The organism is Halomonas sp. GFAJ-1 (genome assembly GCA_002966495.1).
Taxonomy (GTDB): domain Bacteria; phylum Pseudomonadota; class Gammaproteobacteria; order Pseudomonadales; family Halomonadaceae; genus Vreelandella.
In genome coordinates, this window is record CP016490.1 from 64,270 (window position 1) to 80,439 (window position 16,170).

Here is a 16,170-nt window from a genome sequence, read left to right on the forward strand (position 1 = left end):
GAAAGCGTGATGCCCCAGGGCGCTGTCGCCGCTACCCACTGGGGTCGCAAAAGGAGCATTATAACGCAGTTGTCAAACGACTAAAGCCGCAGTTAGTGGCAAAGTTCCAAACTGAGGGGGTATTTAGAGGGAAAAAGACTCAGATAAACAGCTGAGGGCATAGCGAATTTGCTCAAAATCGAACCCACGGGAAGCCAAAAAACGTTCGCGCTTGGCGCGCTCTTTAGGCGTCTCACCGGGAGATGTGTATCGCCTTGCTAAGGTTTCTCGGGCTAACTCAAACCAATCTACCGCTTCACGCTCTTCTACCGTCGCCAGTGCAGCGGCTAACGTTTCTTGATCAACACCCCGCTGCCGCAACTCACCTTTGATGCGGATAACGCCCTGCCCGCGTGCAATGCGCGAGCGAATAAAGCTTTCCGCAAACCGCGCATCTGACTGCAGCGATTGCTCGACCAAGGCATCCAGACAGCTCTGTATAGCCTCTGGCTCAAAGGCTTTTTGGCGCAACTTACGCGCTAGCTCGGCGCGCGAGTACTCCCGCCGAGCTAGCAGTTGAATGGCAACGTCGCGTGGAGAGGCATCACCGCCAGAAGCAAACATAGCGCTCCCCCACCCTTTTAAAGACGCGCATCACAAAGGACTTATAGCAAGTCGTCGTCGCTGTCAGCGGCAACGTCTGCCACAGGCGCCGTTTCTTCATTTTTAGGGTCAGGCTTGGCTAACAGCTGCTCACGAATCTGCGTTTCGATCTCCAGCATAATTTCCGGATGCTCTTCCAGATACAGGGCTGAGTTCGCTTTACCTTGGCCGATTTTCTTACCTTTATAGCTGTACCAAGCACCCGCTTTATCCACTAGGCTGCACTGCACACCCAGATCAATCACTTCACCGGCGTGGTAGATACCTTTGCCATAAAGAATCTGGAACTCAGCTTGGCGGAACGGCGGTGCCACTTTGTTTTTAACCACTTTTACGCGGGTTTCATTACCAGTAACTTCATCGCCAACCTTCACCGAGCCGGTGCGGCGGATATCCAAACGCACGCTAGCGTAGAACTTCAGTGCGTTGCCACCGGTGGTGGTTTCGGGGCTACCAAACATCACGCCAATTTTCATGCGGATCTGGTTAATAAAGATGACTAAGCAGTTAGCGTTTTTGATGTTACCGGTGATTTTACGCAGTGCCTGGGACATCAAGCGCGCCTGCAGGCCAACGTGGGAGTCGCCCATTTCACCTTCGATTTCAGCACGCGGCGTTAAGGCGGCAACAGAGTCGATGACAATGACGTCTACACCGCCTGAGCGCACCAGCATGTCGGTAATTTCTAACGCCTGCTCGCCGGTATCCGGCTGGGAAACCAGCAGGTCATCTAAATTTACACCCAGCTTTTCAGCGTAGCTTGGGTCAAGGGCGTGCTCGGCATCCACAAAGGCACAAACCTTGCCCTGCTTCTGCGCTTGGGCAATCACTGAAAGCGTCAGTGTGGTTTTACCTGATGACTCTGGGCCAAAGATTTCACACACCCGGCCGAACGGCAGCCCGCCAATACCGAGTGCGATATCCAGCCCCAGCGAACCGGTTGAAACCGACGGCATCACGACGCGAGGCGCATCGCCTAAGCGCATGACGGTTCCTTTGCCAAACTGACGGTCGATTTGGCTAAGCGCTGCATTGAGTGCTTTTGTGCGGTTGTCGTCCTGAGCCATTCAGAGATTCCTCATAACAAGCTGTATAATTAGCCAGTAGTATGCCAAAGATTAGCGGCTAAACAAATCCTCACCGCTATATTTAACGATTATTTCTTTTTGCTGCCTTTTGCCTGCTCGGTGAGACGCGCCACCAAACCCGCCAGCGCTTCGCGAACCGCCTGCTCTCTCACCGCCTGACGGTCACCAGGAAAGTGAAAACACTCGGCTTGCTGATGCTCAGCATCACCCCACGCCAGCCATACAGTACCCACAGGCTTTTCTTCGCTGCCGCCGTCAGGGCCTGCCACACCGCTCACCGCCACGGCTAAACCTGCGCCACTTTCCCGGCAAGCGCCTGCTGCCATTGCTTTTACTACCTGCTCACTTACTGCCCCAACGCTTTCCAGGGTAGCTGCTGGCACCTTCAATAGGCGGCTCTTCGCAGCGTTCGAATACGTCACATAGCCGGCGGTAAAGTAAGCCGAGCTGCCCGCTACCGACGTGATGGCGCTAGCGATTCCACCACCAGTACACGACTCCGCGGTGGTCACTTCCACACCAAGCTGCTGGCACAACCGCCCCATGCGCTGAGCAAGCAGCGATAAATCAAGATTTTTCAGGCTAGAAACGCTGGGTGCCATAGTGACTCCTTCATGTAAGACCTCAGTTCAGCGTAGAATACAGCGTTTATCTTGCCCAAAGAACTCACTCTAAGAACTCACGCTAAGAGCTAGCTCTAAGAACTTACTCATAGCGCTGACTTTAAGCAGTTGCTTATATAATTTACTCGCAGAACTTGCCCAACGAACATGCCGTAAGCCGTGATGACTTACGCCACGCTCAACCAGGACACCCATGTCACAGGCCAGCCCCTCTCATACGCCCATGATGGCGCAATACCTTAAGATTAAACGCGAACACCCCGAGGTACTGCTGTTTTACCGCATGGGGGATTTTTACGAACTCTTTTTCGACGACGCCAAGCGGGCCGCCGCGCTACTGGATATTACCCTTACACAACGCGGCCAATCAGGTGGCAAACCGATCCCAATGGCGGGGGTGCCTTACCACAGCGCGGAAGGCTATTTGGCACGCCTGGTCGCCGGCGGCGAATCAGTGGCGATTTGTGAACAGATTGGCGATCCCGCCACCAGCAAAGGGCCCGTTGATCGCCAGGTCGTGCGTATTGTGACCCCCGGCACGCTCCACGATGAAGCGCTGCTGGACGCACGTCGCGATAACGTACTGGTATCTGTTGCCCCTGGAAAAGAGGGCTTTGGCCTTGCTTGGCTTGAGCTCTCCAGCGGACGCTTCAACGTACTGGAAGTAGAGAGTGAAGCTGAGATGCTCGCCGAGCTTACTCGCCTCTCCCCCGCTGAACTGCTAGTACCAGAAAGCCTGACGCTGCCTGATGCCTGGTCACAAAAACGTAGCCTGCGCCGCCAAGGCGAGTGGCTGTTTGACCTGGATAGCGCCACCCGCAGCCTATGCGACCAGTTTGAAGTACAGGATTTACGCGGCTTTGGCTGCGCGCACTTAACAACTGCACTCATTGCCGCCGGGGTGCTAGTCGATTACGCTCGAGACACTCAGCGCTCACGCCTGCCCCACGTCACGGCGATTAGCGTGGAAAACCGCGACGATGCGGTGGTCATTGACGCCGCCAGCCGGCGCAATTTAGAAATCGACATTAATCTTGGCGGTAACAGCGACAACACCCTAGCCAGTGTTTTAGACACCTGTGCCACCGCGATGGGCTCTCGGCTACTAAAGCGCTGGCTGAATCGCCCGCTACGCCAGCGGGATATTGTTGAGGGTCGCCAAGCAGGCGTGGCATTGCTGTCCATTGACGCTGCCTACATGGCACTGCGGGACACCCTAAGCGACGTGGGTGATGTAGAGCGTATTCTTGGCCGTGTTGCTCTGTATAGCGCCCGCCCACGTGACTTAGCGCGCCTGCGTGATGCACTTGTTACGCTGCCTGAGCTTGAGCAGTTGCTGGCCGAAGTGGATACCGGCAGCGCCTTAGATAGCCTTAAACCGCATATTCGCCCCTACCCAGAAATGGCCGACACACTTACGCGCGCGCTGGTCGAAAACCCGCCCGTGGTGATCCGCGACGGGGGCGTGATTGCCAATGGCTTTGACGCTGAGTTGGATGAACATCGCGGCATGGCCGAAAATGCCGGCGAATACCTAGTTCAATTAGAGCTACGCGAACGCGAGCGTACGGGCCTTGCCAACTTAAAGGTGGGCTATAACCGCGTGCACGGCTATTTTATTGAACTGCCCCGCTCCCAGGCACAGCAGGCACCCGCCGACTATATTCGTCGCCAAACGCTAAAAAACGCCGAGCGCTTTATTATTCCAGAACTTAAAGAGTTTGAAGATAAAGCGCTTTCGGCTAAATCGCGGGCGCTGACCCGGGAAAAATGGCTCTACGAGCGGCTAATGGGCGAGCTTAATGCGCTACTCCACGCGCTACAAAGCACCTCTCGGGCACTGGCGGAGCTGGATGTATTGTGCGCCTTTGCCGAGCGCGCCGAAGCGCTCAACTGGGTGCGCCCGCAATTAGTCGAAGCCACTGGCATAAGCATTAGCGCAGGCCGCCACCCGGTCGTTGAGCAGGTGAGCGATAAGCCGTTTGTGCCCAACGATGTCACGCTATCGCCCGACCAGCACATGCTGATCATCACCGGCCCCAACATGGGCGGTAAATCGACCTATATGCGCCAAACCGCGCTAATTGCCCTGCTAGCTCACAGCGGCAGCTTCGTGCCCGCTGACGCCGCTGAAATTGGCCCTATCGACCGTATCTTTACCCGCATTGGCTCATCGGACGACTTAGCGGGGGGGCGCTCCACCTTTATGGTCGAGATGACCGAAACCGCCAACATTCTGCATAACGCAACGGAACACAGCTTAGTGCTTATGGACGAGATTGGCCGCGGGACCAGTACGTTTGACGGCCTCTCTCTTGCGTGGGCAAGCGCCGAGCACTTAGCGACTGCCCGTGCATTAACACTGTTTGCCACCCACTATTTTGAAATGACCTCCCTGCCTGAACAGGCAAACGGCGTGGCCAACATTCATTTAACCGCCACCGAGCACGGCGATAGCATCGTGTTTATGCACCGTATTGAGGCTGGCCCTGCAAGCCAAAGCTACGGCTTACAGGTCGCGCAGCTCGCTGGCGTGCCCACCCCTGTGATCTCCCGCGCACGGGAAAAACTGATTGCCTTGGAGCAACGTGACGTTGACCAACAGCAGCGCCGTGCTGTCTCGGCAGGTTCAGAACAAGGCGTGCCACTGCAGAACGACCTGTTTGCCAGCGCCCCTCACCCCGTTGTAGAGGCGCTTAAAAAAGCGGACGTAGATGATTTATCGCCTAGGGAGGCGTTGGCACTGCTGTATCAATGGCGCGAACTCCTGTGATCGTCTTAATAGAAGGTCATGTGGCGCTTGCCCACGGGTAAGGGCACCTCTAGAATGTCGCCCATACTTTTTAGCTTATAAAAAACAGCTGATTTATAACCATTCACGATTGACCATGACCGGAAGCGTTTCTGGTCCTGCAAGAGGGATAGCAAGATGACGTTTGTCGTTACCGAGAACTGCATCCAGTGCAAGTACACTGACTGCGTGGAAGTCTGCCCGGTCGATTGCTTCTACGAAGGCCCTAACTTCTTGGTTATTCACCCAGATGAGTGTATCGATTGCGCCCTGTGTGAGCCGGAGTGCCCCGCTGAAGCGATCTTCTCCGAGGATGAGCTGCCCGATAACCAAACGCAGTTCATCGAAATCAATGCAGAACTGGCCGAGGTGTGGCCAAACATTGCCGAGAAGAAAGACCCACTACCCGACGCAGAAGAGTGGGATGGTAAAACAGGTAAGCTTGAGAAACTGGAGCGCTAAACTGCAACATCGCTTAACGCTCTATAAAAACCAGCGTTCGCGCTGGTTTTTTTATGCACCTTTTTGTACTTCGGTAGCACACGCGCAAAAAAAGGCGGCCCGTAGGCCGCCCGCTCCAAGCACTTCCTCTGACCACTCCCTGTGTCAACTTCCTTAGGTGACGTCCTTGCCGGGGCTCATGTCACTATGTCACCCGGCGCACCTACCTGCATCCCGTTGCATCCTGCCTGAAGCATCCTTGCCTCCCCTAGTCCTGAACATATTGTGGCAGATAATTTGGGCATCACAAGCAGGCCAAAATCGCAAAAGGCGAGCCTAGCCGGCTCGCCTTATTTTTTAAAAAACTTTTAAATCAATCAGTTAAATTAAGATTAGTGGAAAATTTCATTTTAACCTACCCATACCAAGCGAATGTCGTCGGCATTTGTAAGAGATCTCTTACAAAATCTTGAGACATCTCTTACAAGCCCGCGCAACGTTTCGCCTTTACTGGCTTTTAATAGCCTTCAACCCCGGGTAAGTCACCTCGCCCAGTTCAGCTTCAATCACCAGCAAACGGTTGTACTTGGCTACTCGGTCAGAGCGGCACAGCGAGCCAGTTTTAATCTGCCCTGCACAGGTGCCCACGGCCAAATCAGCAATGGTAGTATCTTCCGTTTCACCGCTGCGATGGGAGATAACCGCAGTAAATCCAGCGTCCTGGGCCATCTTGATGGCATCTAGGGTTTCAGACAGCGAGCCAATCTGGTTGAACTTAATCAGAATGGAGTTACCAATCTGCTCATCGATACCGCGCTTGAGAATTTTGGTATTGGTAACGAACAAATCGTCACCCACCAGCTGCACTTTATCACCCAGCTTATCGGTCAGCGCTTTCCAGCCCGCCCAGTCAGATTCATCCATACCGTCTTCGATAGACACAATCGGATAATCGGCGCATAGCCCAGCTAGGTAGTCAGCAAAGCCTTCAGCGTCATAGATTTTGCCTTCGCCGGAGAGGTTGTACTGGCCATCTCTGTAGAACTCAGAGGAGGCGCAGTCGAGTGCCAGTGTTACATCTTTACCAAGGGAGTAACCGGCGTCGGCAACAGCCTGCTTAATTACGGCCAGCGCATCAGCGTTAGATGCCAAGTTAGGGGCAAAGCCGCCCTCATCACCCACCGAGGTAGACAGACCTTTCGCCGACAGTACTTTTTTCAGCGCGTGAAAAATCTCTGCGCCCATACGAAGGCCTTCACGGAAGTTGGCTGCACCCACCGGCTGCACCATGAACTCTTGGATATCAACGTTGTTATCCGCGTGTTCACCACCGTTGAGAATATTCATCATCGGCACCGGCATGCTGTACTGGCCCGGCTGACCGTATAGCTCAGCGATGTGAGCATACAGCGGTACACCCTTGGCATTAGCGGCGGCTTTAGCGGCGGCCAGCGATACGGCCAAAATCGCATTGGCACCTAGCGTAGCCTTATTTTCGGTGCCATCGAGCGCCAGCATGGCATCGTCCAGGCCGCGCTGATCGCGCGCATCCATACCTAACAATGCATTACGAATACTGCCATTCACGGCTTCAACGGCTTTTAAAACGCCTTTACCGAGGTAGCGTGTCTTGTCGCCATCGCGCAGCTCAAGCGCCTCGCGGGAGCCTGTGGACGCACCACTTGGCGCACAGGCTTCACCTATCGCACCGCTTTCAAGGCGAACAGTAGCTTGAACAGTTGGGTTGCCACGAGAATCGAGCACTTCCAGCGCACTGATTTCAACAATTTTGGTCATGACAGTATCCTTAGGTTGTCAGTCTGATAGAGAGTGGTGGGTCAAATATATACCACGTTTATTATCACGATCAGCGAATGGCTAGCGGATCGAAGCCTTTGACCAGCGTGTCTAGCTGGGCAAGCTGCGACAAAAACGGCGCCAGCTGATCCAGCGGCAACGCACAGGGGCCATCACACTTGGCGTTGTCAGGGTCTGGGTGCGCTTCTAAAAACAGCCCCGCCAAACCAACAGCGACGCCCGCGCGAGCCAGCTCCGCCACTTGGGCACGGCGCCCGTCAGCGCTGTCAGCACGGCCACCAGGACGCTGTAGTGCGTGGGTAACATCAAAAAACACCGGGTAACCCGTTTGTTTCAAATCGCCAAAGCCCAGCATATCGACGATCAGATTGTTATAACCAAAGCTTGTGCCCCGCTCGCACAGCATCAGGCGGTCATTGCCCGCTTCCTGAAACTTGGTGAGAATATGGCGCATTTCGTGGGGAGCTAAAAACTGCGGTTTTTTAATGTTAATAACCGCCCCCGTTTTTGCCATTGCCACCACTAGATCGGTTTGGCGCGCTAAAAACGCCGGTAGCTGGATGATATCAGCGACCTCAGCGGCGGGCGCCGCCTGCCATGGCTCGTGTACGTCGGTGATAATCGGCACGCCATAGCGGGCTTTGATGTCAGCTAAGATTTGTAACCCTTTATCCAGCCCAGGCCCACGGTAGGAGTGGATCGAGCTGCGGTTGGCTTTATCAAAACTCGCCTTAAAGACATAAGGCATACCCAGTGTTTGCGTCGCTTCAACATAGGCTTGGGCGATCTCATCGGCCAACTCTGCCGACTCCAGCACATTCATGCCGCCTAATAACATGAGCGGCAAAGAATTGCCGGCGGTTAGGCCGGCAACGTTGATATGACGCTCTGGGGTTAGTGCGTGAGAAGCCATGTTTCCCCCTTTACTCTTGAGGCGCCGCGTGGGCACGGGTACGTGCTGCTTTGTGCTCAACGGCGGCGTTAACAAAGCCTGAGAACAGCGGGTGCCCATCGCGCGGTGTCGATGTGAACTCTGGGTGGAACTGACACGCCACGTACCAGGGGTGGTCGGCAAGCTCCACTACCTCGACCAGCGATTGGTCGACGCTCTTCCCTGAAATCACCAAGCCAGCCTTCTCCAGCTCATCAATAAACTGGTTGTTGACTTCAAAACGGTGGCGGTGGCGCTCAACAATCTCATCAGAACCATAGGCCGCGCGAGCTTTACTGCCTGAGGCCAGATGACAAACCTGCCCGCCTAAACGCATGGTGCCGCCAAGGTCAGAGGCCGCATCGCGTAGCTCAATTTTGCCTTCGGCGTTAATCCACTCAGTAATCAGCCCCACCACCGGGTGCTTGGTGTCGTGAGTAAACTCGGTGGAGTTGGCGTCTTCCCAGCCGGCCACGTTGCGAGCAAACTCAATAACGGCCACCTGCATGCCTAGACAGATACCCAGGTAGGGGATCTTGTTTTCACGGGCAAACTGGGCAGCAAGAATCTTGCCTTCCACGCCGCGCTCGCCAAAACCACCCGGCACCAGAATGGCATCTTTACCCGCTAAGCGCTCGGTACCGTGGCGCTCAATATCTTCCGAATCAATATAGTCGACATTGACCTTAATACGTCCCTGAATGCCCGCATGGATCAGCGCTTCATTGAGCGATTTGTAGGCATCCAGTAACTCCATGTACTTACCGACCATGGCAATGCTTACCGACTTCAGCGGGTTCAGCTTAGAATCCAACACCTTCACCCATTCGGACAGGTCAGCTTCGGGGGCTTCTAAACGCAGCTTGTCACAAACAATGTCGTCCAGGCCGTGCTCATGGAGCATCAGCGGAATACGATAAATAGTGTCGGCATCCTGCAGCGGCACCACCGCACGCTCTTCCACGTTGGTGAACAGGGCGATTTTACGACGTTCGCTCTCTTCAAGCTCTACTTCACTGCGGCAAATCAAAATATCCGGCTGGATACCGATAGAGCGCAGCTCTTTAACGCTGTGCTGGGTCGGCTTAGTTTTAGTTTCGCCTGCGGTCTTAATGTACGGCACCAGGGTCAGGTGCATGTAAATCGCTCGGCTTGCACCCAGCTCGCTGCGAATCTGACGAATCGACTCAAGGAACGGCAGCGACTCGATATCGCCAACCGTACCGCCGATTTCCACCAGCGCTACGTCAAAACCCTCGCCACCCGCGTAAACGCGCTGCTTGATTTCATCGGTAATGTGGGGAATAACCTGAACGGTGCCACCCAGGTAGTCGCCACGGCGCTCTTTGCGTAGCACGTTCTCGTACACGCGGCCCGTGGTGAAGTTGTTGCCTTGGGTCATTTTGGTACGAATAAAGCGCTCGTAGTGACCAAGGTCCAGATCCGTCTCGGCGCCATCCTCGGTGACGAACACCTCGCCGTGCTGGAAAGGACTCATGGTGCCCGGGTCCACATTGATGTAGGGGTCGAGCTTGAGCATGGTGACCTTAAGGCCGCGGGCCTCGAGAATCGCCGCCAGCGAGGCAGACGCGATGCCCTTGCCAAGAGAGGACACAACGCCGCCGGTCACGAAGATATATCGTGTCATGGAAAACCTGTCGAAACGTGATCAAAAGGCGTAACAGAAAGCCACACCAGGATGGGACGACAGAATAGCAGAGTAAGCCTTAAGGCTCAATTTGAACTGCTCTAGTTGAGGGGCGACATCGCCCCTCACTATCCAATATCACACGCCCAGGTAGTCCAAAATCCCTTCTGCTGCTTGGCGCCCCTCATAAATCGCGGTGACCACTAAGTCAGAGCCGCGCACCATATCGCCACCGGCAAAGATTTTCTCATTGCTGGTTTGGAAAGCGTATTGGCCATGTTCAGGGGCTTTAACCAGATCTCTCTCGTTAACGTCGATCTTGGCGCTATCGAACCACGGTGCCGGGCTTGCCTGAAAACCAAACGCCACCACGACCGCGTCGGCGGCGATGATCTCTTCAGACCCTGGCACGACTTCTGGACGACGACGGCCATTCTCGTCCGGCTCACCCAGGCGAGTCCGCACTACTTTAACGCCTTCGACTTTTTCTTCTCCCACAACCGCCACTGGCTGGCGGTTAAACAGGAATTCGACGCCCTCTTCACGTGCATTAGCCACTTCACGGCGGGAGCCGGGCATGTTCTCTTCATCGCGGCGGTAGGCGCAGCTGACGCTCGCGGCCCGCTGGCGAATCGATGTGCGGTTACAGTCCATCGCCGTATCACCACCGCCAAGCACCACCACGCGCTTGCCTTCCATGGAGATGAAATCGTTAGGGTCTTTTTCGAACCCTAATCGGCGGTTGACGTTGGCAATCAAGAAATCCAGCGCCTTGTAGACCCCAGGCAGGTCTTCGCCAGGGAAGCCACCCGCCATATATTTATAAGTACCCATGCCCAGGAATACGGCGTCGTACTCCTGAAGCAGCGTTTCGAACTCGACATCAGTACCGATCTCGGTATTCAAACGGAACTCGACGCCCATCTCTTCAAAGACGGCACGGCGACGCTCCATCACATTTTTTTCAAGCTTGAACTCTGGAATACCAAAGGTCAGCAGTCCGCCAATTTCCGGGTACTTATCAAATACGACGGGCTTAACGCCGTTGCGCGCCAGAATATCGGCGCAGCCAAGACCCGCAGGCCCTGCGCCCACAATGGCGACTTTCTTGTCCGTCCACACCACTTTTGACATATCCGGGCGCCAGCCCATGGCAAAGGCAGTGTCAGTGATGTATTTCTCAATCGAGCCAATGGTCACCGCACCAAAACCATCATTCAGCGTGCAGTCGCCTTCGCACAGACGGTCTTGCGGGCACACCCGACCACACACTTCCGGCAGCGAGTTGGTTTTGTGGGAAAGCTCGGCGGCTTCGATAATATTGCCTTCCACCACCAACTGCAGCCAGTTAGGAATGTAGTTGTGTACCGGGCACTTCCACTCGCAGTATGGGTTACCGCAATGCAGGCAGCGGTGTGCCTGGCTGGCTGCATCGGTGGGTTTAAACGGCTCATAAATTTCCGCAAACTCTTTTGCGCGAGTGTGTGCGGCTTTTTTCTGTGGGTCCTTACGACCCACATCAACAAACTGGAAATCGTTATTTAAACGGCTAGCCATGATCTCTCTCCTCGAAGCGTAGGCTCTGGCGGGTTATTCCGGCTGACGCCGAGATTGATTCAGCAAACTACCCAGGCTTGCCGCTTTTGGCTTCACCAGCCAGAAGTGGCGCGCGTAGTCGCCGAAGTCTTCCAGAATCGCCGCGCCACGATCAGAGCCTGTTGCCGCAACATAGGCTTCAATCATTTCACGCAAGTGGCGGCGATACGCTTCCATTGCTTCTGTGTTGACCCGGTGGATCTCAACCAGCTCATGGTTGTACTTGTCCACGAAGCTGCGGTCTTCATCTAACACATAGGCAAAACCACCGGTCATACCCGCACCGAAGTTAACGCCAGTTTCTCCCAATACGCAGACCAAACCGCCGGTCATGTATTCACAGCAGTGATCACCTGCGCCTTCAACCACGGCGGTAGCACCGGAGTTACGCACCGCAAAACGCTCACCGGCGGTACCTGCAGCGAACAGCGTGCCGCCTGTCGCGCCATACAGGCAGGTGTTACCGATAATGGCGGTTTTGTGACTTTCGAACTGGCTATCCTTAGGCGGCACAATCACAATACTGCCGCCATTCATGCCCTTGCCCACGTAGTCGTTGGCGTCACCTTCGAGGTAAAGGTTTAAACCACGGGCGTTCCACACCCCAAAACTCTGCCCAGCCACCCCGGTAAAACGTGCGGTCATTGGCGCCGCTTCAAGGCCATCTTCACCGTAACGTTTGGCAATCGCCCCGGAGGTCAACGCCCCTACGCTGCGGTCGCAGTTGGTAATGGTAAAATCAAAGGTACCGCCCGACTGGTTTTCAATCGCCTCTTTTAGCGCGGCCAGTACTTCCTGGTTTTTGGCACCTGGGTCGTGGGGCACATTGCGGCTCACCTCGCAAAACTGCGGCGCATCTTTGGGGACAAAGTCGTTGGCCAGCAGCGGCGTTAAGTCGAGCTTGCGCTGAGACGCCGTGTTGCCTTCCAACACTTCAAGCAGATCAGTACGGCCGATCAGATCGGTCAACTTGCGAACGCCCAGCATCGCCATCAGTTCGCGCACTTCTTCAGCAATAAAGCGGAAGTAGTTTTTGACCATGTCCACGGTGCCGCGGAAGTGTTCGCCACGCAGGAAGTCATCTTGCGTCGCCACGCCCGTGGCACAGTTATTCAGGTGGCAAATACGCAAGTATTTACAGCCCAGCGCGACCATCGGCGCCGTACCAAAGCCAAAGCTCTCAGCGCCGAGAATCGCTGCCTTAACAACGTCGAGGCCAGTTTTTAAGCCGCCATCCGTTTGCAGGCGAATTTTGTCGCGCAGGCCGTTAATGCGCAGCGCCTGATGCACCTCAGGAAGGCCAAGCTCCCAAGGGGAACCCGCATGTTTAATAGAGGTTAACGGGCTAGCCGCCGTGCCGCCGTCGTAGCCAGAAACCGTGATCAGGTCTGCATAGGCCTTCGCTACGCCAGTGGCGATAGTGCCGATACCCGGCTCGGACACAAGCTTCACTGAAACCTGTGCCTCAGGGTTGACCTGCTTAAGGTCAAAAATCAGCTGGGACAAGTCTTCAATGGAGTAAATATCGTGGTGTGGCGGCGGTGAAATCAGCGTCACGCCGGGCACCGAGTAGCGCAGGCGAGCAATGAGCTGGTTGACCTTACCGCCGGGCAGCTGGCCGCCCTCGCCTGGCTTGGCGCCCTGGGCTACCTTGATCTGCAGCACTTCGGCATTAACCAGATATGCCGGGGTCACGCCAAAGCGGCCGGAGGCGATCTGTTTGATTTTCGAACTGCGGATAGTGCCATAGCGAGCAGGATCTTCGCCGCCTTCGCCAGAGTTGGAGCGCCCCCCCGCCTCGTTCATGGCCTGGGCCAGCGCTTCGTGTGCCTCAGGGGAGAGCGCACCCAGCGACATACCGGCGCTATCAAAACGCGGTAGCAGCGCCTCAACGGGTTCTACTTCATCTAGCGCGATGGGAGTTTCTGCGGGCTTAAGAACCAGCAGGTCACGAATGGTCGCTACCGGGCGCTCATTCACCAACTGGGCAAACTTTTTCCACTTGGTGTAGCTACCCTCTTGTACCGCCGCCTGCAGCGATGTCACGACATCCGGGTTGTAAGCGTGGTACTCGTGGCCGTGGACGTATTTCAGCATACCGCCCTGAGAAATGCCTTTGCGCGCAATCCAGGCATCTTTCGCCAACAGCTCCTGCTGCAGCTGCAGCTCGGCAAAACCGGTGCCTTGAATACGCGACGCCATGCCCACAAAGCAGGTGTCCATAATCTCATCAGACAAGCCCACGGCTTCAAACAGCATCGAACCGCGGTAGGACGCCAGCGTCGAGATGCCCATTTTCGAGAGAATCTTAAACAACCCTTTCTGCATGCCTTTGCGGTAATTCTCCCGCGCATCGGCAGGGTTGCCATTTAGCTCGCCGGTGCGGTGCATATCCGCCATGACCTGATACGCCAGCCACGGATAAACCGCCGTGGCGCCTACGCCAAACAGCACAGCCATTTGGTGAGCATCACGGGCGTAGCCTGTTTCCACCACAATGTTGGCATTAGGACGTAACGTTAAACGGCCAAGGTGTGAGTGAACCGCACCTACCGCCAACGCGGCTTGAATCGGCAACTGCCCCTTGGGCAGTTCAGCATCGGTCAGTACAAGAATGACCTTACCCGCCTTGACCTGTGCTTCGGCTTCTTTGCACAGCGCAGTAATAGCCTGATGCAAACTCGTCTGCTCTGGGTCGTAGCCCAGCGTCAGCGTGTGGCTAGCAAACGCAGGGTCGTCTTGGCTCACTAGCGCAGTAAACTTGCGCGGTGACAGAACAGGCGTGGTCAAAATTAAGCGGTGAGCATGCTCAGGCGTTGCCTTAAAGACGTTTAGCTCAGCGCCACAGCAGGTTTCCAGTGACATCACGATCGCCTCGCGAAGCGGATCGATCGGCGGGTTAGTCACCTGAGCAAATTTCTGGCGGAAGAAATCGGTCAGCAGGCGCGGACGGCTAGACAGTACCGCCATGGGGGTATCATCACCCATGGAGCCCACCGCTTCCTGGCCGCTTTCTGCCAGCGGGCGCAGTACCTGGTCGCGCTCTTCGAACGTTACCTGGAACATCTTCTGCTGAACGTTAAGCGCGTCGGTATCCATCGACTGGAAACGCGCAAGCTCGGCCAGCGCAGACTCTAAATAGCTGGCTTCCTGCTTTAGCCAACGCTTATAGGGGTACGCAGACTTTAAGCGGTCATCGATATCATGGGTATGCAGCACTTCACCGGTTTGGGTGTCCACGGCCAGTATTTGACCCGGGCCAACGCGGCCTTTGGCGACGACATCTTCTGGCTTGTAACCGTAGGTGCCAATTTCAGACGCCAGCGTGATATAGCCGTTTTTAGTAATCACCCAACGCGCTGGGCGCAGGCCGTTACGGTCCAACATACACACCGCTTGGCGGCCGTCGGTCATTACCACACCCGCTGGGCCATCCCAGGGCTCCATGTGCATGGAGTTGTACTCATAGAACGCACGCAGTTCAGCGCCCATGGTCTCCACGTTTTGCCAGGCAGGTGGCACCATCATGCGCACCGCGCGGTGCAGTTCCATGCCGCCGGTGAGCAGCACTTCCAGCATGTTATCCATACTGGAGGAGTCAGAGCCTGTGGTGTTGACGATTTCATCCAGTTCGGCGATATCCGGCAGGCGCTCGTTAACAAAGTTCGCTTTACGGGAGTTTGCCCAGCCACGGTTAGCTTCGATGGTATTAATTTCGCCGTTGTGGGCAAGTAAGCGGAATGGCTGCGCCAAGGGCCAGCGGGGTGCGGTATTGGTCGAGAAGCGCTGGTGGAAAACGCAGATCGCGGTTTCCAGGCGCGGGTCGTTAAGGTCTTTATAGAACGCCGGCAAATCTTCCGGCATGACTAAGCCTTTGTACGACACCACTTCTGAAGAGAGCGACGCGACATAAAATTCTTCTTCTTTGCGCAGCGCCTGTTCTGCGAGACGGCGGGCCATAAACAGATCGACAGCAAAACTGTTGCCACTACCGGGCTGCACAAAGAGCTGTTCAATACGTGGCAGGCACTCAAGCGCCATGGGGCCGCAGACGCTGGAGTCCGTAGGCACCTCACGCCAGCCCAACACCTCTAAACCACGGGCACTTAGCTTTTGGGTCAAGGTCTCTTTGGCGGCATTTGCCCGGGCGTCGTCATTGGGCAGGAAAACCACGCCTACAGCGAACTGCTCGCCTAGCTCTGCGTCCAGCGCCTCTTTTGCCGCTTCGCGCATGAACTGAACAGGCATTTTAAGCAGCAGCCCACAGCCGTCGCCGGTTTTGCCGTCGGCCGCAATACCCCCACGGTGGGTCATGCAGGTAAGTGATTCAATAGCCGTCTTCAGCAAGTCGTGGCTGGCCTGCCCTTCCATGTGGGCAATTAAGCCAAAGCCACAGTTGTCGCGAAACTCGCCGGGCTGGTGGAGACCTCTATTCATGGGCGTGCCTCTATTAAGCGTATTTTATTAGCAGCGTTTTCATGGTATATTTTCGGGTTTTTATTTTTTTATGATGCTTTATCACCCGCCCAGACAGGGGGGTTCCCCTAACCGCTGCTGCAAGAAATGGTCGCTCAGCATAGCTATTTGCCCCT

10 protein-coding genes are annotated in these 16,170 nt (G+C 55.5%); 2 read left to right on the forward strand and 8 right to left on the reverse strand.

Annotated elements, in window-relative coordinates; genetic code table 11:
- Positions 1 to 123: 123 nt before the first annotated feature.
- From BB497_00280 to BB497_00290, 3 genes are all read right to left on the reverse strand, one after another.
- Positions 124 to 603: a recombinase RecX gene (locus tag BB497_00280; protein AVI61248.1), complete on the reverse strand. Its 480-nt coding sequence runs from the start codon at positions 601 to 603 to the stop codon at positions 124 to 126.
- A 41-nt stretch (positions 604 to 644) separates the two neighbouring features.
- Complete coding sequence (locus BB497_00285; protein ID AVI61249.1) at positions 645 to 1,709, reverse strand: recombinase RecA; 1,065 nt, start codon at positions 1,707 to 1,709, stop codon at positions 645 to 647.
- Between the two features lie 89 nt (positions 1,710 to 1,798).
- Positions 1,799 to 2,332 (reverse strand): damage-inducible protein CinA, encoded by a 534-nt coding sequence (locus tag BB497_00290; protein ID AVI61250.1) that lies wholly within the window; start codon positions 2,330 to 2,332, stop codon positions 1,799 to 1,801.
- Between the two features lie 214 nt (positions 2,333 to 2,546).
- Here BB497_00290 and BB497_00295 point away from each other — a divergent pair, with 214 nt between their 5' ends.
- Together BB497_00295 and BB497_00300 are read left to right on the forward strand one after the other, a co-directional pair.
- Entirely contained in the window at positions 2,547 to 5,126 is a 2,580-nt protein-coding gene (locus BB497_00295) for a DNA mismatch repair protein MutS (protein ID AVI61251.1), read from the forward strand.
- Positions 5,127 to 5,282: 156 nt separating this feature from the next.
- Complete coding sequence (locus BB497_00300; protein AVI61252.1) at positions 5,283 to 5,606, forward strand: ferredoxin; 324 nt, start codon at positions 5,283 to 5,285, stop codon at positions 5,604 to 5,606.
- 486 nt (positions 5,607 to 6,092) lie between these two features.
- On the opposite strand, the gene BB497_00305 is transcribed toward BB497_00300, so the two are convergent.
- From BB497_00305 to BB497_00325, 5 genes are all read right to left on the reverse strand, one after another.
- Complete coding sequence (locus BB497_00305; protein ID AVI61253.1) at positions 6,093 to 7,382, reverse strand: phosphopyruvate hydratase; 1,290 nt, start codon at positions 7,380 to 7,382, stop codon at positions 6,093 to 6,095.
- 70 nt (positions 7,383 to 7,452) lie between these two features.
- Entirely contained in the window at positions 7,453 to 8,316 is an 864-nt protein-coding gene (locus BB497_00310) for a 3-deoxy-8-phosphooctulonate synthase (protein AVI61254.1), read from the reverse strand.
- 10 nt (positions 8,317 to 8,326) lie between these two features.
- On the reverse strand, positions 8,327 to 9,982 hold the full coding sequence (locus tag BB497_00315; protein AVI61255.1) for a CTP synthase: 1,656 nt from the start codon (positions 9,980 to 9,982) through the stop codon (positions 8,327 to 8,329).
- Between the two features lie 138 nt (positions 9,983 to 10,120).
- Positions 10,121 to 11,539 carry a glutamate synthase gene (locus tag BB497_00320; GenBank protein AVI61256.1) on the reverse strand — a complete coding sequence of 473 codons (1,419 nt, stop codon included), beginning with the start codon at positions 11,537 to 11,539 and terminating at the stop codon, positions 10,121 to 10,123.
- Positions 11,540 to 11,572: 33 nt separating this feature from the next.
- Complete coding sequence (locus BB497_00325; GenBank protein AVI61257.1) at positions 11,573 to 16,015, reverse strand: glutamate synthase large subunit; 4,443 nt, start codon at positions 16,013 to 16,015, stop codon at positions 11,573 to 11,575.
- Positions 16,016 to 16,170: the final 155 nt, after the last annotated feature.

What these genes read in the sequence shown, in the direction of transcription:
- BB497_00280 (AVI61248.1), bottom strand. Translation starts at nt 603, where the DNA reads ATGTTTGCTTCTGGCGGTGATGCCTCTCCACGCGACGTTGCCATTCAA.
- BB497_00285 (AVI61249.1), bottom strand. Translation starts at nt 1,709, where the DNA reads ATGGCTCAGGACGACAACCGCACAAAAGCACTCAATGCAGCGCTTAGC.
- BB497_00290 (AVI61250.1), bottom strand. Translation starts at nt 2,332, where the DNA reads ATGGCACCCAGCGTTTCTAGCCTGAAAAATCTTGATTTATCGCTGCTT.
- BB497_00295 (AVI61251.1), top strand. Translation starts at nt 2,547, where the DNA reads ATGTCACAGGCCAGCCCCTCTCATACGCCCATGATGGCGCAATACCTT.
- BB497_00300 (AVI61252.1), top strand. Translation starts at nt 5,283, where the DNA reads ATGACGTTTGTCGTTACCGAGAACTGCATCCAGTGCAAGTACACTGAC.
- BB497_00305 (AVI61253.1), bottom strand. Translation starts at nt 7,382, where the DNA reads ATGACCAAAATTGTTGAAATCAGTGCGCTGGAAGTGCTCGATTCTCGT.
- BB497_00310 (AVI61254.1), bottom strand. Translation starts at nt 8,316, where the DNA reads ATGGCTTCTCACGCACTAACCCCAGAGCGTCATATCAACGTTGCCGGC.
- BB497_00315 (AVI61255.1), bottom strand. Translation starts at nt 9,982, where the DNA reads ATGACACGATATATCTTCGTGACCGGCGGCGTTGTGTCCTCTCTTGGC.
- BB497_00320 (AVI61256.1), bottom strand. Translation starts at nt 11,539, where the DNA reads ATGGCTAGCCGTTTAAATAACGATTTCCAGTTTGTTGATGTGGGTCGT.
- BB497_00325 (AVI61257.1), bottom strand. Translation starts at nt 16,015, where the DNA reads ATGAATAGAGGTCTCCACCAGCCCGGCGAGTTTCGCGACAACTGTGGC.